Genomic DNA, 21,550 nt, shown 5'->3' with positions numbered 1-21,550 from the left:
ATTGTGCTTGAGGCTTATTCATTCAGCGCTTCTCCCGTGAGAGAGTCATAATTTAACGCCACTAATGGCGCATTAAGTTGGGCCGTTTTAAACATTTTCACCGCCGTTAATTGCTGTGATTGGTTTAGTTGCGATGTTTGAAAACGAATAATCTCCACATCATCACTGTGCACCGATGGACGATAATGCAGCTCAATGGCAATATTGTGCTGGGCATTTTGCTCATTGGGGTAGATGGGCAAGCCCAATGTTAATGGCTGTTCAAGGCCACTAAGTAAGCGCCACTGGCCAGATAACTCATGACTCCAAGGCTCCCATGTATTGGTGCGTAGGTCAATTTGCCAGTAAGCCGCGAGTTTAATATCGGCTTGATTAAGCTCACGCGCAGTGCACCCGGGCATGGACACCACCAACACAGCGCCTTTATCGACAACTTTGAACTCTATGCTCGGCTTGGCGACGATACGGGCCAGTGCCAGCTCCCCTTGAGCTAAACTGTCGCCACTTGGTGCTATGCCCCAACTGCTGGTTTTCACCCAGCGTAAATAGTCATTGAGCTGCGAACGATTATACCAAACCGTGCCCGCGAGCTGCAGTGCGCTGACCGCAATGCCAAGCAGGTTAGCACGGATGCCGATGGACAGTAGCTTGCCACTGTTAGCCGCCCAGGCTATCGCACGAAGCTCACCTGACGATTTCAGCACATTCTGCACAATTACCATTGTTCTAGCCAATGCAACTCCATTAATGGCGGTCAAACTGCTCTCGGCTCCTAAATTTAGGGCTGATTTTAATATCAATGCTTGATTACCACTCTGATACCCTTTTAACAAGTCAACAATAGCTGAGGAAGCCTTAATTATTGAAGAAATACCACTATAAAAGTAAGTAAACGCCCCTAAGATGCCCGTCATGCGACCTAAGCTGGCACCGTAGGCTAATTGTTGGCTGGCACTGGTAAATGCTTTTAGCGCTGCCATGTCTCTGGCGGCATACAAGGCTTGGGCGGCCCCAAAACTGGCGCCTAGGGCACTGGAGAGCGATTGACCAAGGTTTGCTACACTCACTTTAGAGCCCTCCGTAAAATAACTGGACACCACTGTTCGTGCATTGTTCAATTGATAAAAGGCTATCAATACCGACAGTCCGGCCAGCATATCACGGGGAAATAGGCGGGTATTGACTTTTTTGCTCTGGTCTTGTGCCAGTAATTTAAGCTCATTGAGTTGCGGCGCACTTAGGCCAGTGAGTTTAAAGCCCACTCTGCTGGGCCCATCCCCAAGCGGGGTCATGTTTTTCGCTAATGCGGGTTCAAGCTGCGCAAGACGAGCTTGATTGCTGCGAAACTCATTGTCTAGTTCCGCTATCCTGCTGAGCCTTTGCTGAGTTTTCCCTTTGGTGCGTATCTGTTTTCGAGTCTCGCGCTTTAGATTTTTTAGTGAAGTGTTCTTTTGCCTTAAACGTAACGCTTCAGCACTATCGGCTTTGAAGGCTTTAACCTCATCCTTGGTGGCAAATTCTACACGGGTACCTGTACTCTCGTGGGCGGCCAATACAGATAACCAAGTGGCATTAGGTAAATTACGCAATATTTTATTGGGATCAATATTCTGACTTTGATTGAGTCCATTAAACAGGGTTTGCGCTTCCCCAGCAAGGGCCAATTGATGCACTGGGGAATATACAGTGTGATTGATTTGATGAAAATGGGTCACGGCCTCATCGACCCCATTAATTAACCCCATGGTGTGCAAATCATTACTCACCAAACCATTAAGCTGTACACTGATATTATTGACATCTGCGACACTCGCTTCGGCGTCCATACTGATTTTTATTTCTTTGATTTTAGTTAATATTTGTTCTTGCAGTACTGCACTATTTGCCAAGGGTAAGGTGTAAAAAGCAGGATAGATTAACCAAGGTTTATCATTAAATAATGCCGTTACCATCTCTGTTGCTTTATCGGTACGGCAAATATCTTTAATGCAAGAATATTCTGTTGATAAGGCTTCTAGTACTTGCTGACTTTGATTAGGATCGAAATACCACGCAGACTGATAAAATTTATCTAGAAAATTTATCCTATCTTGGGTGATCAAGTCTAAGCGTTGATCCCACCTTGCTAGGTGCTCTCGTTGCTGAGTGAGAAAGGCTTCCATTGCTGTTTGGGTGATCACATCTTTAATGCCAAGAGCGCCGACATTTTCATCTAACACCTTCCACCAAGGTACACCATTAAGTGACTCATCATGAGTTTGTTCAAGATCTAAAATTAACGGCTCATACTTGTCTGCCAACTCAGGGCCAAGCAGTTGTTTTAGTTTTGCAAATTGCTTTTCTTCATTAATATCATCGCCTTGTTGTTTTAGTGCAATCCAATCGGCAATGGCCTCTTTGTGCGTGGCTGTTAACTCTGTTTTCGCATTTTCAAAGGCACTGTTGGTGAGCAATGGCGAGTTGTCTATATCTTCAGGCGTCATCTCTAATTGGGTTTCAATATAACAGCCTTCAGCATACTGCTGATTTACTGTTTTATTTTCTGCCCATTGGCTTATCCAACCTACAACGAGATCTTGATGGCTGGCTAAATCTCGCAGCACGCCGATGTCATCGTTTAAGACTAAATACAGATAATCATTTTCATGTTCGCAGTTAACCGTGCCTTTTAATGTATCAAGTAGCGTCGCCGAAAAGAGGGCTTTATGCTCCCAAGCATAATCAGTAAATTCATCATCAAATGCGCCTTGAGGAGGGACTTCGGTTGACGCTTGCTCTGATGCTTCAGCTAACCATGTTTGCGCTTGAATTGGCGTGAGTAGATTTTTAGCACCTTTAACGGCATTTACGCCTGACAATGACACTGATTGCATAAAGTGTTTGCGTTCAATTGGACTTTTTATCACTTGTGCACACTTTGCCGCAGTCCACTGGAGCTCACTGTAGGTCGCGAATAACAATGCCTTTTTTTCAAAAATCAAACTGGCTTCACCGACATTTTGGTTTCGGATGTCTGCACTCACTTCATTTTGACTCCATAGAAGTTGAGTGATCATTCCGTTTTCAATGCGGTATTCATGTAAAATGGCATCCGCAGTATCACCTACCACAATATATAACCAGCCATCACGCAATAACCTAATCCCTAAAGGTTTTGACTCTGTTTTATAAGGTAATTTAATATCTGTAGGTGATAAACGTTCTACCAAGCCATAGCGTAATGGGATAAGTTGTACTGCTTTTTTCATCAGTGGGCAGGGTGCAACTGGATTATCGGCTTCTTTGTTACGACCAGCTTTAGCGGCGTCATTGGGACTGCTCATGAGACTAATACTCCTTGATGTGTAGAGGTACGAGCCACTTGCGTATCAATATATGGCTTTTTATCTTGCAGTGAAGCGGCGGCTAATTGAGCCGCATGGGCAATCCGTTGTGAAGGGGTTTGCAAGGATTTATTATGGATTAGAGGCCAAATTTCAGGGTGTAAATGCTCGCCTTTATCGGCGAATACATCTTCACCTAAGTAGGCTAATACATTAAAAAAGTACAAAAGATCTTGTTCGAGAGTAAACCCTTGCGCTCTTGCAAAATCAGCCCAATAACGCACATCCCGTGCGTGTTGATGATGGGCTAGCTTAATTAATGTATCTGGAAACCATGTGTGTAGATGCTTACTGATGTTATTCAGGCAGTTTTGGTAACTGACCTCACCGAGTACATGCCATTGAGTGTCTGTTAGCTGCCAGAGTAAAGGATCCACTGGCAGAGGATAATGGTCATTAATAAGACTGTGCCATCCCATGGTAGACGGGATCCACACTTGCTCAACTCCTTGCCATAAAAAAGCACTTTTGGCTGAAAATAAACGCCAAGCTGCTTCGGGATCGGCAAGCTTATATAAAGCTTTGCTGCCGTACGGTGTGATGATTTGGATTTGTCGCCGCAATCTCTCAGTCTGAATGTCAAGTGACGCTTTACTACTAAAAAGGTAACCCCATCTTTTATCTTTATTATCAATGAACCAAGCTAACAAGTCGTTATCTGCAGGGTTAGCCAAAGATAGTTGAATTAAACATGGGGTGACTTCTTTTAATACATCATAAGGTTTAAGCAAATAAATCGGTTGATAAAGAGGGTTGCCTAAACGTAGGTATAGCTCTTTTTCTACATGTTCAATTTTACTGCCATCGAGCAACAAATAGAGGTATTGCTTGGTTAACTTAGACAAGGACGATATATCGAGTACTGGGTGGATCATGTTGCAGCTCCGCCATCAGAGCTTTTGTCTTGTTCACAGACCTCACAAATAGGATCATCTGTTTTAAGCGCAGCGATTTGTTTATCAGCGGCAATGGTCTGAGCAGCTGAATTCGTCGTGGCTGGACTCGCTGCCGCTTCTCCTCCCCCCATAACTGGCATGGGCGGACGCTCGCCAATGGCGGTGCTGGTATAGTCGCTGCTTAAACTTGCCTCGGCTAGCTGTATTTGCTCACCTTCAGCCAATATGGCCTCTGCAACGGCAAGCGGTAATATCGGCGCTTGACCGCCATAACCAGAGCCAGAGCCTGCGCTCCCGCCTGAGTTGAGGTTAATCGCAGCACCGATTAAGTGCACGCCGGCAGGGTCGATTTTAAGCACGCTGCCCCCCGCCTTGAGGGTGATTTCTGCGCCCGCTTCAATCACCACTTTTTGACCAGATGCCATGTACACTTCAATCCCAGCTTCTAATATTGAGGCTTTCCCGACTTTTTGATGCACACTGCCGCCGACCTCAAGACTGACATCGAGCTTAACCGCAGTACGGCGCTCGCCTTCAACCGTAAGATGGTCATTGCCCTTGATTTGGCTGACACCCTCGTTATCTACGAGTAGGTGCTTATCACGCTTAACGTGCTCAGCCATGTCGTTTTCGACTAAGGTGTTGATGTCTTTTTGCGCGTGCAGGTAAATTTCTTGCTTATCGAGCTCATCTTCAAACCTGAGCTCATTACTGCCTTCGCCTTTATGGGTTTGGGTTTTAATCACAGTGCGAGTTTTATGCTCAGGCAGCGCGTAAGGCACTTGATTGATGCTATGAAAAGTTCGCCCCGTAATAATCGGTTGGTCTGGGTCGCCCTCTAAAAAGCTCACTATCACTTCATGACCAATACGCGGCAGCGCCATCATGCCATATTGACCGCCAGCCCAACCTTGACTCACCCGCACCCAGCAACTGGCGCTATCATCGCCTTCGCCATAGCGGTCCCAAGGGAATTGCACTTTGACCCGACCAAACTCGTCACAGAAAATCTCTTCGCCTTCAGGGCCTACCACGGTAGCCATTTGTGGCCCCGTCACCAGCGGTTTAACGCAAGGGCCCGCCTGCCAGGGGTTACTGGCGGGAATGGCTTCAAAGTCGTTACTGTAGCGAGTCGGCTTTTGCGTGTTTGCCTCTTCAGCGGCAGCGCCTTGCTCACCCGTATGGATGACCTTGGTTAACACCCAGTCACGGTTAAGCGCCGCATCACTGTGCTCAGCCAAGGTAAACTTAGCGCCTGATATGGCCTGCATAATGTTACTGTGACCCACACTCATCTGCGCTTCTCGGCGTAGGGACTCTTGTCTTACTTGGGCAATAGGCTTACCTGTGGCATCACTTTTGTAACGCCCAGGATAATCAAAGTGTTCGTAATCTGCTTGTTGAAATGCTAATTGTTTACCCGTACTACTTTGCAAAAAACTGTACTGCGGTTTTTTAAAACTTTGATCTTTTAAACTCACAATGGCTGGCTTTATTTGATGCTGATATGCAAATGAACTGACAAAGGGCAATTCGGCCATACCACCGCTGAGGGCGTTGTAAGGGAAAGGAGTCGCGAGTGCACTCAATTTAGTGGTGCTGTCACAAAACACTAACGTGTGCTTGCCTTCTGTGTGCTCAAAATAGTAAAACAGCCCAACTTCGGCGGCTAAGCGGCTGATAAAGTCAAAATCAGTTTCTCGGTATTGGACGCAATACTCGCGTACATCAGATTGAAATCTGGCATCGCAGCTAAAAGCATGATCGCTGATCCCCATTTCAACCAGCAAGGTTGATATGATGGTCAACACACTTTGTTGCTGAAATATACGGCTGTTTTGCCTTAACGTCAGTCGAGACAAGGCCGGCACTAAAGTGATGCTATATTGCGTATGATGATGACCCGTATCACCTTTACTGAACTGACTGACAATACCATGAACGTGACGCTCAATGCTGTCACCTTTGCTCCAACTCATTAACCCTGCTTGGTCAACAATGGCTTCAGGGGTTAAATCATCGAAGCGACTTAATAAATTAAGTTTAACTTCAAAGGGTTGTGATAGGCTTTCAACAAACTTGAAATCCAGTACACCAAAGCGAGTGTCATCTAAGCCTTGGGCTGTAAAATGAAACCGCAATCCTGAGCCTAACTGCGCCATAGCGAATATCCTTGTGTAAATCGGTTCAATAAAAGTGGGAGCACCAAGAGTGCCCCCACTTTAAAAGGTGTACTTAACGCACTTTTTGAGCGTAAGCGCTCAAATGCTTATGCTTCAACCGGGGCACGCCAGTCATCAGCACCTGAAGTACCAGAAACAACGTGATCCCAATTAATTTTACGGTAGCCCATTGATACAGTGATCAACTGAGTGAAATCCGCTTGAGTAGGATCTTGACAATGAGGCATGCCGAATTCGATATCCACAATCGTGGCGCCTTCAAGTGAAGTGGTAAAGTAATGCTCTTGCTTACCTTCAATGGATGTACGGTACCATTTAAGTTCCACTTCAGTGATTTTTTCACCTGTTGCTAATGCGTTATACATTAACGGTACAGCTTTGTTCAAGGCAACGGTAAATTGAAATGGCTTATGAACGCGCTGACCTGAAGGCATACCAGACTGAGGATCGGTTGGCACAGTAACGACGTGATCAAACTGTTGAACCATCATTTGATCTGCATGGCCTTCAACAAAAATATCACCGACAGAATCAGCGGTGAATGCACCTGCTGTGATATGGCCCTGAGTTTCGCCTTTGATTGAGATATAACATGGTGTTGGCATAGGAATTCCTTTTATTAACAATTAATTAACGATACACGTTATCGTGATCTGCCCAATATACAGCAAGAATAATGCCAACTAACTAAGGCGTTGATTTAAAAGGATATGATAAAAATAGAAAAATAGGCTGGGCCATATATGGCCCAGAGCTGAGCAAGATCTGGCCCAGCGGGCAATATATGGCCCAGCTTTTTGGTTGATAATTGTACTCATGATTTTAAATTGGTTAAAAATTAAACTTGAGATATAAATAAAAACCTCTTCTTAAAACCATAAAAAAAGGTTTTTCTGCCTATGTGGCAGGTCACATTTAAAGCTGTTAATCGTGTCGCTAAACCCAATGTATCGGTTCAACGACAACAAAGAAATGTAATGTCAAACTGCTAGCTTTTGTGGCTAAGCCGTCAAGCCCAAACTTCAATAAAGAGTAAGCCCATGAGCATACGAGTAGTATGTAATTGGGTGAGAAAGCGCAGACAATAACGCCACAGAAACTAGCAGGAAGAAATTCAGTAATCGAAACCGGGCTGAGCCTTGATCCCATGATCAAACGCATGCTTAATCGGCAGCACTTCGCTGACAGTATCGGCTAATTCGATGATCGCTCGATGACACGCTCTGCCTGTGACGATGACATGCTGCATTTTGGGACGATTTTTTAGCGCCTCTATAACGCGTTCAACATCGAGATAATGATAACTGACCATGTAGGTGAGTTCATCAAGCATGACACAATCAATGCGCTCATCTTGTAATAATTTTTCGGCCGCTTCCCAAGCGGTTTTCGCCGCCTGAGTGTCTTTATCTCTGTCTTGGGTTTCCCAGGTAAATCCGGTCCCCATCACATGAAACTCGACGCCAGCACCTTCGAGTAAGGTCCGCTCTCCGCAATCCCAGTTTCCTTTGATAAACTGTACTACGGCGGCTTTTTTACCGTGGCCAACTGAGCGTGCTACGGTACCAAAACCAGAGGTCGACTTACCTTTACCGTTACCGGTTAATACCAACAATATTCCTTTCTCTTCTTGGGCGGCGGCAATTTTTGCATCCACCGTCGCTTTCACTTTCTGTTGTCTTTGTTTGTGACGCTCAGCTTTACGTTCTTCTGATCGACTTGGGATCTCTTGGTTATCTGTCATGATATTCCTGTATTTTCTAGGTATAATTTCAAAGTAAGCTTAACAAGCCATCATTTTAGCGCCGAGCTAAGATGCTCTCTATTTGTGCAATATCTAAATTTTGTGCTAATTGATCGGCAAATCGATTTAGCTGTTCCTCACGAATGCCATTAATATCAACGGCTGTTGCCTGATTAAGTCCCGCCCATTTAAGCAGTAAAGAACAAGCCTCTGGAGAATCAAATAATCCATGTAAATAGGTCCCTAATACCTGACCATCGCTGGAGAGTATACCGTCGTTAAGCAGCTCATCATCAACCTCCAACGTTACCGGTTGCTGTTGAGTATTGAGGATCCGTGATATGCCACAATGGATCTCATACCCTTTAACTTGAGCCTGCTCATCAAGCAAAGACAGCTGGCCACTCACTTGCCTTAATACCTTGTTGGGCTTGAGTTCAGTTACCAGTGAAAGATAACCTAGACCTTCTGTTTCTCCAGCTTCACCTTCAACTCCGGTAGGATCGTCAATCAGCAAGCCCAACATCTGAAATCCGCCACAAATCCCCAACACCTTCCCCCCATAACGCAGATGTTTCGCTAAGCCGATATCCCAGCCTTGCTGACGCATGAATGCTAAATCTGCACGTACATTTTTACTGCCAGGTAAGATGATCAAATCTGCTGCCGGTAATTGTAAGCTAGTAGACTGCGACTGTGTCTGCATTGATACGTAATGAAATTCAATCTGAGGATTTAAGCGTAAAGGGTCGAAATCGGTATGATTACTCATGCGAGGAAAAATAAACACGAGTACCTTAAGTTTATGACGGTGTTCTTTACCTTCTGACGCTGCTTTTAATGGTGGAACAATGGTATCTTCGGCGTCCAAATGCAGATCATGTAAGTAAGGTAATACGCCAAGTACAGGCTTATTCGTATAAGCTTCAAGCCAATCGAGTCCCGGCTGTAATAAAGATATGTCACCTCGAAAACGGTTGATCACAAAACCTTTAACCCTTGCCTGCTCAGACTCTGATAATAAGGCCAAGGTGCCCACTAAATGAGCAAAAACTCCCCCTTTATCTATGTCTGCAATAATGATAACCGGACAATCCACTTCCTCAGCAAACCCCATATTGGCAATATCACCTTCACGTAGGTTAATTTCAGCCGGGCTTCCAGCTCCCTCAACAAATATCGTCTCATAACTGGCGGATAATCGAGTAAAGGACTCAAGGACTGCAGACATAGCTTTAACGCGATAGCCTGTTTTTTCGTTAGCCCCTCCCCCTTGCAATCCAAAGAAAGTCTTTGCTTCCATTTGATCTAAAGCTTTGCCTTGCACAATAATTTGCGCACCGGTATCAGAGCTAGGTTTAAGTAAAATGGGGTTAAAATCGGTCTGCAAAGGTAACCCACAAGCGATGGCTTGTAACGCTTGGGCCCGACCTATTTCCCCCCCTTCTATGGTTACAGCACTGTTAAGCGCCATGTTCTGCGGTTTAAAGGGAGCAACCTTGACACCCCGTCGAGCAAATAGACGACATAATCCCGCAACTAACGTGGTTTTTCCTGCATCAGAGGTCGTTCCTTGTACCATGAGCACCTGAGCTGGTGTACTATCTTGATGTTTATTCGTAGACTTATGGTTTTTTTTATACTGCATAAAACCTTCTATATTATTATCCTTTCAATCAGAAAAGATGCTCCTGTCGTGATCGACACCACTGCATCGGTGAACACTGCAATGTTTGACAATCAGGCTATTTTTTATTACCCAAAATGAGTAGAAAAAAGACACTACCGATAACCGCTGTTATGATCCCGATGGGTAATTCTTGTTGGCTCAGTAAAGTACGGGCAAGTACGTCGACCCAGATCATAAATCCCCCACCAAACAAGGCCGTCGTCAGTAACGAAAAACGACCAGGAAACAGCATTCTTACTGTATGAGGGATCATCAAGCCCACAAAACCGATCCCACCACAATTAGCCACCAAGATGGCGGTAATGAATGAACAAAGCAGCAACATTTGTAATCGCAGTCGCCCCACATTAACACCCAATGTATGCGCAGTCTCATCTCCTGCTCGCATGGCCATGATCTGACGTTTATATAACAAAATGACCCCCATGGATCCGCTGACCACAATGGCAGGCAATAGTAGGCTTTCCCAACTGGCTTTAGCAAAACTGCCTAAACTCCAAAACAACACAGACACCGCAGCTTGTGGACTCGAAAAATACAGCAGCAGACTGGTTAACGCACCAAACATAAACGAAATAGCCACACCAGAAAGTAACATACGTTCAATTTGACTATTCATGCTTCTACCACACAAGCTCAATACCATCAGTACCGACAAACCCGCACCAATAAATGCCCCTAATGGCAAGGTTAACCAATCAAGCTGTGCCAACAGCCCTGAGCTTGAAAACAGTCCTGAGCCTGAAAAAAGTCCTGAGCTTGAAAACAGTCCTGAGCCAGACAAAAGTTCTGAACTGGCCAGCAGCCCACTGGCACCAAACAGCGTCAACACCACCACAGCCCCAAAGGAGGCCCCTGATGAAATACCAAACAGATAAGGATCCGCCAGCGGGTTACGCGTCACGGTTTGCAATACACTACCAGCAATGGATAAACCTGCCCCAGCAATAAAAGCCAGTAACGTCCGTGGAAACCTAAGTTCAATAATGATCCGCTCAGCAATCGCTGACACCTCACCAATACCTAAGTGATGATGCAGTACCACCTTAACCACATCACTAAACGACAGATTAGCAGCACCAAAACTAACAGCAGACATGATAGAGACCACGCAAAGGATCAATAAAGCAGTGATCACCCAGCCATGATTGATATTCAGCTTGATCATGTTTGGCTCCTTATCATCCTATTTGCCCCTCAACATCGTAATCATAAAAATAACTAATTTGTGGATTTCCATGTTGAGGGTGAGCTGTAATCGAACAACACACACCAAATACATCTGCTATCTTCTGCTCAGTTAACACCTGAGGAGGTGCCCCGTGGGCAACACATATTCCGCCATCCAATAGCAATAGCTGATCACACATGGCACTGGCAAGATTAAGATCGTGTATCGAGGTGATGATAGAAATGTTAAGGCTACGCAGTAATGCTAAGATCTGTATTTGATAGTGAATATCAAGATGATTGGTCGGCTCATCTAAGATAAGTAATTTAGGTTGCTGGACGATAGCCCTAGCAATAAGTGCCCGCTGTTTTTCACCACCAGAAAGATGCTCATATGCTTGATTTTCTTTATGGCTCAAACCCACTTTAGCCAAAGCGTCAGTGACTCTTTCCTTGTCATTAACATTGGTGATATCAAAGGGCCCCTTATGCGGGGTTAACCCAATGGCCACCAGTTGGATAGTGGTCAAATCAAAATGATGAGGAGTGTCTTGCAGTACTACTGCAACTTGCTTAGCAAACTCTTTCGCCGAAAAAACCGAGATATCATCACCAAATAAGGTCATGTTGCCCACATTAGGCTTAATATAACGATATAAACAGCGTAATAGGCTAGATTTACCCGCACCATTTGGACCAATAATGCCTAACATTTCTCCCTGATTCAGCGAAAAATGGATATTGGATAAGATGTCACGCCCCTCAACGCGCCAACTTAAGCCTTCGACCTGTAAAACCTCGGCCTTAGATGATATTGCATCTGGCATGTTACGTTGTCCCGTGACTTCAAGAGGCACTATTATGTCGTTTTTAACTCCCAAGGCCAACTAGATCAAACGATTGTCTTTTATTGATCTTACAGCACATGAGCAACATCATCACTTACACCCCAATGTAATGTGGAAAAATGCACACCTTGAGCATCAGTACAAACGGTTATTTTCACTACACTTGCAGACGCGAGCGCAAGATGGGTATAAAAACCTACTGCACCAGTAACCCCAAGAGCACTGGATATTAAATGCCGGATCACCCCCGCATGGGTCAATACGAGTAAAGATTGCCCGCTATATTGACTCAATATATGTTCCCAGCTTTGATTTACTCTCGCCTCGAACGCTTGCATTGTCTCACCATTGGGAGGCGTAAATGCCCATGGGTTTTTCCTATACATGTCAAGCACACCTGAATGCTCTTCATACAGGCTCTCTAAAGTTTCGCCATCCCAATCACCAAAATCAATTTCCTTAAACCCCTCTTCCATTTTCAACGGGATCCCTTGTTCAAGGTACAGTTTTAAGGCAAATTCACTGCAACGTCGCAGAGGAGAACAAATCAGCTGATTGAACTGAATATCAATCCCTGTCATCGCCTTTTTCATCTGTTCGATACCAAGTTGACTCAAGGCTGTATCTGTCTGGCCCCGCAGTATCTCTCCACCGACACATTCGCCATTAAGCATCAAATAAAAAGTCGTGGTAACACCATTACTCCAATCATGAGTGTCATTATTTTCCATGTTATCTCCTCATCAGTGATCTTTCATCAGTTGGCTATTTGGTTTTCGTGTTAACTCATATGTTGTCACTCTCTACAAGCTAACACTGTTAAAAGTAAATTCAACTTGATGTTAATGTTTATTCAAACTTATTCTCCTCTTAAGGTCACTTGAGAATAAAATAGGTCACTCGACTATCGCATTGACTTGGTTTACTATAGCCGTCTATACGTATAAACATCCAAACAGAATGTTATTCCAAAAACACTCATGGTCGTGTCAATGACGTATTCGAACATACATAAATGACTGAATTATAATAATATAAAAAATCAGAAATGTAGAAATAATAAACATATGCTTAAGTTTGAGCAATTTAGCCGTTACAGCAGGTAGAATTTATGACCACAAACAGCCTCAATATTCCGAATAATATCAATGAGAAAGGTCAGCAACTCAGCGCTACATTGGCCAAAAAACTGAGCCAAGGGATCCTCATTTTGGATGGTGCTATGGGCACTATGATCCAAGACTGTAAATTCGAAGAACATGATTTTCGCGGCCAGCGATTCAAAGACTGGCCCAGCGATGTTAAAGGCAATAATGATCTGTTAGTGCTCACTCAACCTGATGCCATCAAGCAAATCCACACACAATACCTGCTTGCAGGTGCTGATATTATCGAAACCAACACCTTTAACGCCACCCGTATTGCCATGGCGGATTACGACATGCAAGACTTGTCGGCCGAAATCAATCTTGAAGGCGCACGTTTAGCCCGCGCCGCCTGTGATGAAGTCACCGCACAAACTGGCCGTGCTTGTTATGTTGCTGGTGTGCTTGGCCCGACCAACCGTACCTGCTCTATCAGCCCTGATGTGAATGATCCCGGTTACCGTAACGTCAGCTTCGATGAGCTCGTCGAGGCTTATGTCGAATCGATCACGGCACTGGTTCAAGGCGGTGCTGACATCATTATGGTAGAAACCATTTTTGACACCCTAAACGCCAAAGCGGCCCTATTTGCTATCGAAACGGCCTATGATCAGTTCGGTGGCCGCTTACCCATCATGATCTCAGGCACCATCACTGATGCATCGGGTCGTACCTTGACGGGCCAAACAACTGAAGCCTTTTATAACTCGCTACGTCACGTTAAGCCCCTATCTATCGGCCTTAACTGTGCCCTAGGGCCAAAAGAGCTGCGACCTTATGTCGAAGAGCTGTCTAAAATTTCAGAATGTTTCGTCTCAGCCCACCCCAATGCGGGTCTGCCCAATGAATTTGGTGGCTATGATGAAACGCCTAAGCAAATGGCTGATATTATTGGCGAGTGGGCCCAAGAAGGCTTTCTCAATATTATCGGTGGTTGTTGTGGTACCACGCCAGAGCATATTCGGGTGATCCGCGACGCCGTCATAAAGCACCCTGCTCGTCCACTGCCAAATATTCCGGTTGCTTGTCGTCTATCCGGGCTTGAACCGCTGACTATTGATGAAAACTCATTGTTTTTAAACGTGGGTGAGCGCACCAATGTGACTGGCTCGGCAAAATTTTTGCGTCTTATCAAAACCGGCGCATACGAAGAAGCCCTTAGTGTCGCCCGCGAACAAGTAGAAAGCGGCGCGCAAGTCATCGACATCAACATGGATGAAGGCATGTTAGATGGCGCAGAAATGATGCATAAATTCCTCAACCTTATTGCCTCTGAGCCGGATATCTCACGCGTACCAATCATGATCGACTCCTCTAAATGGGAGGTGATCGAAGCCGGACTTAAGTGTATTCAAGGTAAAGGCATCGTTAACTCGATTTCCTTAAAAGAAGGCGAAGAAAAGTTCATCGAACAAGCAAGGTTAGTCAAGCGCTATGGCGCTGCCGCCATTATCATGGCATTTGATGAACAAGGCCAAGCCGACACCAAAGCACGTAAAATTGAAATTTGTACCCGAGCCTATCGCGTGCTGGTTGATAAAGTCGGTTTTCCGCCAGAAGACATTATCTTTGACCCGAACATTTTTGCTATCGCCACTGGCATAGAAGAACACGACAACTATGCCGTCGACTTTATCGAAGCCACTGCCGAGATTAAGCGCACCTTGCCTCATGCCATGATCTCCGGCGGTGTGTCCAATGTATCCTTCTCATTCCGTGGTAATAATCCGGTGCGTGAGGCGATTCATGCGGTATTTCTCTACCACGCCATTCAAGCGGGAATGGACATGGGCATAGTCAACGCCGGACAACTGGCGATTTATGACGATATCGACCCTGAATTAAAAGCAAGGGTTGAGGCCATCGTCCAAAACCTGCCTTGTACTGCACTCGATGCTAACGGTGAACCAAGCAACAACACTGAACTCTTATTAGAAGTCGCTGAAAAGTTTCGCGGTGACGGCAGCCAAGTCGCAAAAAAAGAGGATCTTCAATGGCGCACTAAATCAGTTAATGAGCGCTTAGCTCACGCTTTAGTGAAAGGCATTACCGACTATATCGATGAAGATACTGAAGAAGCACGCGCGGCGGCGACTCGTCCACTGGATGTGATTGAAGGTCCGTTAATGGACGGGATGAATATCGTTGGCGATCTGTTTGGTTCTGGTAAAATGTTCTTGCCACAAGTGGTAAAATCGGCCCGCGTGATGAAAAAAGCCGTGGCGTATCTCAACCCTTATATCGAACTCGAAAAGACGCCAGGTCAGTCCAACGGTAAAATTTTAATGGTCACTGTTAAAGGTGATGTACACGATATCGGCAAGAACATTGTCGGTGTGGTATTGGCCTGTAACGGTTATGAAGTGATCGATTTAGGCGTCATGGTGCCGGTTGAGAAAATTATTGATGTGGCCGTGGCTGAAAATGTCGACATCATCGGCATGTCAGGCCTTATCACTCCGAGCCTCGATGAGATGGTACATAACGTCAAGTCCTTCCATAAAGCTGGACTAACAATCCCTTCGATTATCGGCGGCGCAACTTGCTCTAAAATCCATACTGCAGTCAAAATAGCCCCTCATGCACCAACCGGAGCTATCTATATTGCCGATGCCTCACGCGCCGTGCCTATGGTGTCAAAACTGATTAACAACGAGACACGTCAGGCGACCATTGACGCTGCTTATGAAGAATATGACATCATGCGCGAAAAGCGTCTGTCACAAGCTAAACGTAAACAAATCACCTCCATTGAAGCTGCGCGTGACAACCGCTGTCAGCATGATTGGGACACGTATGCCCCGTTCGTGCCTAATGTGCTCGGCCGTCAGGTATTTGATGACTACCCGCTGGAAGACTTAGTTGAGCGTATCGACTGGACGCCGTTTTTCCGCAGCTGGGAGTTACACGGCCACTTCCCTAAAATCTTAACCGATGATGTCGTAGGAGAAGAAGCCACCAAGCTTTTTGCCGATGGCAAAGCCATGCTGAAACAAATCATCGAGGAAAAATGGCTAACCGCCAAAGCGGTGATCGGTTTATTTCCAGCCAATACAGTTAATCATGACGACATCGAACTTTACACCGATGAAACGCGCACCGAGCTTGAGATGACCACCCATCACCTGCGCATGCAAATTGAACGTGTGGGCAACGACAACTTCTGTCTGGCCGACTTTGTTGCGCCAAAAGACTCAGGCGTCGCCGATTACATGGGTGGCTTTGCTGTCACTACCGGCCATGGCATCGACGAACATGTGGCACGTTTTGAAGCCGATCACGATGATTACAACGCCATCATGCTCAAATGTCTCGCCGACCGTTTAGCCGAAGCCTTTGCAGAACGTATGCACGAACGCGTGCGTAAAGAGTTCTGGGGTTATGCGGCGGATGAAGTGCTCGATAACGAGTCACTTATCCGTGAAAAGTACAAAGGTATTCGTCCTGCACCTGGGTATCCGGCTTGTCCCGATCACACCGAAAAAGGCTTGCTGTGGGACTTACTTAAACCCGATGAGACTATCGGACTTAACATCACCGAAAGCTTTGCCATGTTTCCAACTGCTGCGGTATCTGGCTGGTACTTTGCCCACCCTAAATCGCGTTATTTTGGGGTGACTAATATTGGCCGCGATCAGGTCGAGGATTACGCGGCAAGAAAAGGCATGAGTGTGGAAGAGGTTGAGCGCTGGTTAACACCAGTTTTGGATTATGATGTTGAGTGATCATAGACTCACTCTTTGTGGGCTTGAGTCAGGCTTCGCCTGACAAACATCGTGGAATGCCATTCCTTCTTGCAATAAAGAGTAGGGCAAGGAGGGCTGCTCGTCGGATGTGAATGGATTCACTAATGCCGCGGTGACATGGATGTCAAAGAGCGGCCTCATCAACAACATCCTTGTTAATAGCCAGTTCGGTATCCTTACCTCTCGCTTAGAGAGCTTATTGCAATAAGCTTCGCCCTTACATCCACCTATGGCGCCCCGGCGAAATCCTTCTGAAAAGCGAAGGATTTCCAACGGAAACAAGTTGTAACTTTGGGCGGCGCTTGGGATAGTTGAAATATATGCCTGTCCTGTTTTTTAATACAATGTAAATTAATAACCATATATTTAATAAAACAAGCTTAACTATCACTAAGCCAAACCATAACCTTTTTCAGCATTCTTACCGTAATACGAAAGTACTCTTTTAGATTTTTTAAAATAACGAATCCAACAAAAACGAAATATAAATTCAAAAGCCATAATCCCTGGTTTTTCTGATATGTAGCTTTCATTAAAAAGATAAATAAGTAAAAAATAAATAACGACGCTAAGTGTAAAATAAATATCTATATATAATGTTATTTTGTTTGGAATATGCTCTTTCTGTATTTTTAATATTTTCAATATGGCAAAAGAAAGAAAGAAACCAGGTAGTACTCCAAGCATTAGAGCATAAATATCTAGTGCTTTATCGAATATCAAATATTCCCAAACAATGTGAGTTGCATAAAAAATAATAACAATTAAATATCCCACCATAGATATGGTTAGATATGCTTTTAAAAACCTCAGCCAGCCACCATAACCTAACTCCTTAGCACCTATTACAGCTTCTGATTCTTGTGTACCATCTATATTTTTACTGCTCATAAATCTAATATCTCAAAATGTCATCTAATAATTTTTTCAAAAAAGGTAAATACTTAAGTAGAATCCAACCAATACTTAACGTAATCGACAAACCTATCAACGTTATTCCACACTGGGTTAACTCACTTAAATATCAATAATTTAAATTGGTTTTTCATGTAGTTACATTATATTCGGTCGCTTAACAGCTACCGTTCTTGATCTTTTTCTCTAACAGATATCTCTAAATAATCAAGAGATATCTAACATTATATTTATAATTTCGCGACATTTTAGTTAAGATTAATTTTATGTCAAGAAAAAGTATTACGACTCCTAAGGCAGAAGATTAAAACTTGCTAGGATCACCTTTTCAAGATAATTAATAGCAAATCGAATCACCCACCCTCACGCTACTTTGAGTGACCAATATTGGTCGCGATCAGGTCGAGGATTATGATACTGAGTGATCAGAATTGGCTTCACGTTCACACGGTGTAGAGTCGGTAGCCCTGAGCGGGAGGGCAACTTGTTTGCTCGGTGGACAAAGGCCTAAATTAAAGTCGCAGTGTTCCACTCTGCACAGGGCAAGGAGGACTGCTCGTCCTTATCCTCCTTGCATCCACCTATGACGCCCCGGCGAAATCCTTCTGAAAAGCTAAGGATTTCCAACGGGGACAAGTTGTAGCGTTAGCCTTCATTTTAGATAGTTTAGAGATAGTTACTTCACTGGGCTCCACGAAGTTAACTTACCTCCGGCAAAGCCGGAGGCTTATTTAGGAGTCCAAAGTCATAGCCAGGCCATTGTTAATCAATAACATACCGACATCCCCGCGAACCAAAATCAAAGCCCAAAATCAAAGCCAGCCATTGTTAATCAATAACATAACGACATCCCCGCGAGCCTTCAACGTTCTGCAACTGTCAACTCATGAAAGGAAGGAGTGTTAAGCTCATATAACTAAGTGCTCTTAACAAAATGAGGTTTTTTGTCGTAAAAAGTTGATTTTCAGGCAAGGAATATCTGCTCTGTTGATAAACTGAGGAAGATTCTATTGGGGATATATTAGAGCTCTGTTGCACTTATTACGTGAATCCAGCGTCTAGCCTACTTTCAGATACTCACAACTCGAGGAAAAATGCCGTCGTCTTTTATTTAAGTGTTAGAAAATCATAGCCAGCCATTGTTAATCAATAACATATCGACATTCTAGCGAGCGCTCTATGTTTTGTAACTATCAACTCATGAAAGGAAGGAGTGTTAAGCTCATATAACCGAGTGCTCTTAACAAAATGAGGCTTTTTGTCATAAAAAGTTGATTTTCAGACAAGGAATATCTGCTCGGTTGATAAACGGGAAATCATAGCCAGCCATTGTTAATCAATAACATACCTATATTCTAGCGAACGCTCTATGTTTTGCAACTATCAACTCATGAAAGGAAGGAGTGTTAAGCTCATATAACCGAGTGCTCTTAACAAAATGAGGTTTTTTGTCGTAAAAAGTTGATTTTTAGACGAGGAATATCTGCTCTGTTGATAAACTGAGGAAGATTTTATTGGAGGTATATTAAAGCTCTGTTGCACTTATTACGTGAATCCAGCGCCTAGCCTACTTTCAGATACTCACAACTCGTGGAAAAATGCCGTCGTCTTTTATTTAAGTGTTCACAGTAACGACTTAGCTCTTGCAATGTTCCTACTGGTCCATGAAATAGATGCCCAAACTCTGTGGTGATTTTGAGCCAATTTTCAGCAGGAATGTTTAGCCTCGTTAATATCTTATCTGCATTGGCTGAGATTGCTCCGCGTTTATCATCTCGAATAATACGGCCTGTTTCATCAATTAATTCAAGATAGTCTTTCAGCGCGAAGTTTATGCCTTTGGGTTGATTCAGCCGTTCATCCCCAATAAAAGGCAGTAATCTGGTAGGCTGCTTTCCATTAATTGCTGCTTTGACTCGCAATTGAAGGCTGGTGTAGTCTGAATTCTCGGGCGTATTGGCAATCTTAGCGCGAATAGGATTAAGCTCGACATAAGCCATACAGGCCAGCACTGCCGCTTCATCCAAAAGCGCTTGAGATTTAAACCGCCCTTCCCAGAAATGACCTGTGCAATTATCTTCAAAGTTGGCTTGTCTGGCAATCGGCTCATTAAGGCATCGCATAAACCAGCTAATATCACTCAGTCGTGAGCGGTAAGTTGCAATAAGATGTTTTAATTTAGCCACTTGGTGCTCATCAATCACTTCACCTCGAGCAAATTTTTGTGTGAGTGCTGTGCCGTTAAAGCATTGATGCCATTGTTCTACCACCTCCCTATCTGACCAGACATTGGCTTTATCTAAATCGATATATAACACAATATACAAATGATTACTCATCACCGCATAGGCAGCCACATCAATCGCAAATACTTCAGATAATTTAAGAATTTGCGCCTCAACCCAACCGCGTCGATGGTCATAGTTTTTACCTGTGTACTTATCATCACCACAGAGATATGCGCGGCGCACGACACGGCTACAACAATGATAATAAGGCGTGTCTTCGATACTGATTAGCGTTCTTCTAGGCTGTGGCATAACTCACTCCAATGATATCACCATGATTAAATTTTAGTCGCAGCGACAGGAAGTGCAATTAACAATGGCTGTCTATGGATTTTGTGACAGCGACAGGAAGTGCAATTAACGATGGCTGATGAGATGGACGCTCCCTAATTCGGCGTCAATGCGCCAAACTGATATTGACCATTCAGTTACATAAGGAGCGTCCACTATGAAAGTTACCACTATTGCGATTGATCTTGCAAAGAATGTATTCCAAGTACTTGGAATGACTGCAGATGCTAAAAAAGTCTATAACAAACGGCTGAATAGAAATCAGCTTAAAGAGCTGCTATGCAACACGCCTGCTTGTACTGTGGTTATGGAGGCCTGTTATTCATCACACTATTGGGGGCGTGTCGGTTTACAATTTGGCCATAACGTTAAGTTGATACCCGCTCAACATGTTACCCCATTTGTTCGCGGCAATAAAAATGACAGTAACGATGCATTAGCTATCTTTGAAGCAAGTTCAAGACCTAATATTCGTTTTGTGCCAATTAAGTCAGAGGCTCAGCAAGAGGTCTTGATGATGCATAGAATAAGAGACCGGTTAATCAAGCAGCGCATTGCTTGCACCAATCAAATTCGAGGATTATTGGTTGATTTTGGCTTTGTTTTCCCACAAGGTTTTACCGCTTTTGAACAAAACATCTGGGATATTATCAATGACAGTGAGCAGAGACCTTTACTCAGATATCTCCTCAACCAAGTTTATGATGAATACTTGCAAATAACTAAGCAACTCAAAGACCTCAATAAGTTGATAAAACAGAAGGTAGAGCAAACCGAAACAGGACAGATACTGCTCAGCATACCGGGTATTGGTCATGTAATAGCCTCCGCTTTTGAAGCTTGTATCGACAAAGGCCAGGCTTTTAATGGCCCTAAAGAACTCGCTGTCTGGCTTGGGCTAACACCGAGGCAATATGCCTCAGGAAATAAAAGCCAGATTTATGGTATTACTAAGCGTGGTGACAGCTATTCACGGAAACAACTCATCCATGGGGCGAGAACTGTTGTCAGTCATGCACACAAAAAAGATGATGCACTCAACCAATGGATAACCCAATTAAAAGCGCGAATAGGCTTTAATAAGACCGCAGTAGCGACGGCACATAAACTGGCAAGGCTGATGTGGGTATTATTGAAAAAACAAACACGTTATCAAGCACAAATCGGCCAAACGGCAGAGATAATATTGTGCGTCCGATAATGTTAACGGTATCGACTATCAAGCAAAGCTCGTTCAAGACAAGGGCCTGT

At 44.3% G+C, this 21,550-nt stretch carries 13 protein-coding genes; 2 read left to right on the top strand and 11 right to left on the bottom strand.

Features of this window, described 5'->3' with window-relative positions:
• Positions 1–14 precede the first annotated feature (14 nt).
• The 9 genes from HQQ94_RS07125 to HQQ94_RS07085 all read right to left on the bottom strand — a co-directional run bounded on the left by HQQ94_RS07125 (position 15) and on the right by HQQ94_RS07085 (position 12,645).
• Positions 15–3,323 carry a toxin VasX gene (locus HQQ94_RS07125; protein ID WP_173293761.1) on the bottom strand — a complete coding sequence of 1,103 codons (3,309 nt, stop codon included), beginning with the start codon at positions 3,321–3,323 and terminating at the stop codon, positions 15–17.
• Positions 3,320–4,258, bottom strand: coding sequence for a DUF4123 domain-containing protein (locus HQQ94_RS07120; protein ID WP_173293760.1), 939 nt, complete (start codon positions 4,256–4,258; stop codon positions 3,320–3,322). The genes HQQ94_RS07125 and HQQ94_RS07120 overlap by 4 nt, the downstream gene beginning before the upstream one ends.
• Entirely contained in the window at positions 4,255–6,441 is a 2,187-nt protein-coding gene (locus HQQ94_RS07115; RefSeq protein WP_173293759.1) for a type VI secretion system Vgr family protein, read from the bottom strand. The genes HQQ94_RS07120 and HQQ94_RS07115 overlap by 4 nt, the downstream gene beginning before the upstream one ends.
• A gap of 107 nt (positions 6,442–6,548) precedes the next feature.
• On the bottom strand, positions 6,549–7,067 hold the full coding sequence (locus tag HQQ94_RS07110; RefSeq protein ID WP_173293758.1) for an Hcp family type VI secretion system effector: 519 nt from the start codon (positions 7,065–7,067) through the stop codon (positions 6,549–6,551).
• A gap of 509 nt (positions 7,068–7,576) precedes the next feature.
• Positions 7,577–8,206, bottom strand: a complete 630-nt coding sequence (gene cobO / locus HQQ94_RS07105; RefSeq protein WP_173293757.1) for a cob(I)yrinic acid a,c-diamide adenosyltransferase — start codon at positions 8,204–8,206, stop codon at positions 7,577–7,579.
• Between the two features lie 55 nt (positions 8,207–8,261).
• A complete protein-coding gene (locus HQQ94_RS07100; RefSeq protein WP_173293756.1) occupies positions 8,262–9,854 on the bottom strand; it encodes a cobyric acid synthase in 1,593 nt (530 codons plus the stop codon).
• Positions 9,855–9,951: 97 nt separating this feature from the next.
• Entirely contained in the window at positions 9,952–11,064 is a 1,113-nt protein-coding gene (locus tag HQQ94_RS07095; RefSeq protein WP_173293755.1) for an iron ABC transporter permease, read from the bottom strand.
• 13 nt (positions 11,065–11,077) lie between these two features.
• On the bottom strand, positions 11,078–11,893 hold the full coding sequence (locus HQQ94_RS07090) for an ABC transporter ATP-binding protein (protein WP_173293754.1): 816 nt from the start codon (positions 11,891–11,893) through the stop codon (positions 11,078–11,080).
• A gap of 89 nt (positions 11,894–11,982) precedes the next feature.
• Positions 11,983–12,645, bottom strand: a complete 663-nt coding sequence (locus tag HQQ94_RS07085; RefSeq protein WP_173293753.1) for a histidine phosphatase family protein — start codon at positions 12,643–12,645, stop codon at positions 11,983–11,985.
• 380 nt (positions 12,646–13,025) lie between these two features.
• Between HQQ94_RS07085 and metH the strand changes: the two genes are divergently transcribed.
• Positions 13,026–16,784 (top strand): methionine synthase, encoded by a 3,759-nt coding sequence (metH, locus tag HQQ94_RS07080; protein WP_173293752.1) that lies wholly within the window; start codon positions 13,026–13,028, stop codon positions 16,782–16,784.
• A gap of 411 nt (positions 16,785–17,195) precedes the next feature.
• Here metH and HQQ94_RS07075 read toward each other — a convergent pair whose 3' ends face one another.
• Entirely contained in the window at positions 17,196–17,696 is a 501-nt protein-coding gene (locus HQQ94_RS07075) for a hypothetical protein (protein WP_173293751.1), read from the bottom strand.
• Between the two features lie 1,586 nt (positions 17,697–19,282).
• Positions 19,283–20,260 carry a transposase gene (locus HQQ94_RS07070; protein ID WP_173293750.1) on the bottom strand — a complete coding sequence of 326 codons (978 nt, stop codon included), beginning with the start codon at positions 20,258–20,260 and terminating at the stop codon, positions 19,283–19,285.
• Between the two features lie 196 nt (positions 20,261–20,456).
• Here HQQ94_RS07070 and HQQ94_RS07065 point away from each other — a divergent pair, with 196 nt between their 5' ends.
• The gene (locus HQQ94_RS07065) at positions 20,457–21,500 is read left to right on the top strand and encodes an IS110 family transposase (protein WP_173293749.1); all 1,044 of its coding nucleotides are present in this window, start codon (positions 20,457–20,459) and stop codon (positions 21,498–21,500) included.
• The last annotated feature ends 50 nt before the right edge of the window (positions 21,501–21,550 follow it).

The organism is Shewanella sp. VB17, from assembly GCF_013248905.1.
In the GTDB taxonomy this organism is placed as follows: Bacteria; Pseudomonadota; Gammaproteobacteria; order Enterobacterales; family Shewanellaceae; genus Shewanella.
Note: the sequence above shows the minus strand (reverse complement) of the source record. Positions and strands in the feature narration are given on the sequence as shown.

Coding starts and splice junctions, on each gene's coding strand:
- HQQ94_RS07115 (WP_173293759.1), bottom strand. CDS start 6,441: ATGGCGCAGTTAGGCTCAGGATTGCGGTTTCATTTTACAGCCCAAGGC.
- metH (WP_173293752.1), top strand. CDS start 13,026: ATGACCACAAACAGCCTCAATATTCCGAATAATATCAATGAGAAAGGT.
- HQQ94_RS07125 (WP_173293761.1), bottom strand. CDS start 3,323: ATGAGCAGTCCCAATGACGCCGCTAAAGCTGGTCGTAACAAAGAAGCC.
- HQQ94_RS07090 (WP_173293754.1), bottom strand. CDS start 11,893: ATGCCAGATGCAATATCATCTAAGGCCGAGGTTTTACAGGTCGAAGGC.
- HQQ94_RS07100 (WP_173293756.1), bottom strand. CDS start 9,854: ATGCAGTATAAAAAAAACCATAAGTCTACGAATAAACATCAAGATAGT.
- HQQ94_RS07085 (WP_173293753.1), bottom strand. CDS start 12,645: ATGGAAAATAATGACACTCATGATTGGAGTAATGGTGTTACCACGACT.
- HQQ94_RS07070 (WP_173293750.1), bottom strand. CDS start 20,260: ATGCCACAGCCTAGAAGAACGCTAATCAGTATCGAAGACACGCCTTAT.
- cobO (WP_173293757.1), bottom strand. CDS start 8,206: ATGACAGATAACCAAGAGATCCCAAGTCGATCAGAAGAACGTAAAGCT.
- HQQ94_RS07065 (WP_173293749.1), top strand. CDS start 20,457: ATGAAAGTTACCACTATTGCGATTGATCTTGCAAAGAATGTATTCCAA.
- HQQ94_RS07120 (WP_173293760.1), bottom strand. CDS start 4,258: ATGATCCACCCAGTACTCGATATATCGTCCTTGTCTAAGTTAACCAAG.
- HQQ94_RS07075 (WP_173293751.1), bottom strand. CDS start 17,696: ATGAGCAGTAAAAATATAGATGGTACACAAGAATCAGAAGCTGTAATA.
- HQQ94_RS07110 (WP_173293758.1), bottom strand. CDS start 7,067: ATGCCAACACCATGTTATATCTCAATCAAAGGCGAAACTCAGGGCCAT.
- HQQ94_RS07095 (WP_173293755.1), bottom strand. CDS start 11,064: ATGATCAAGCTGAATATCAATCATGGCTGGGTGATCACTGCTTTATTG.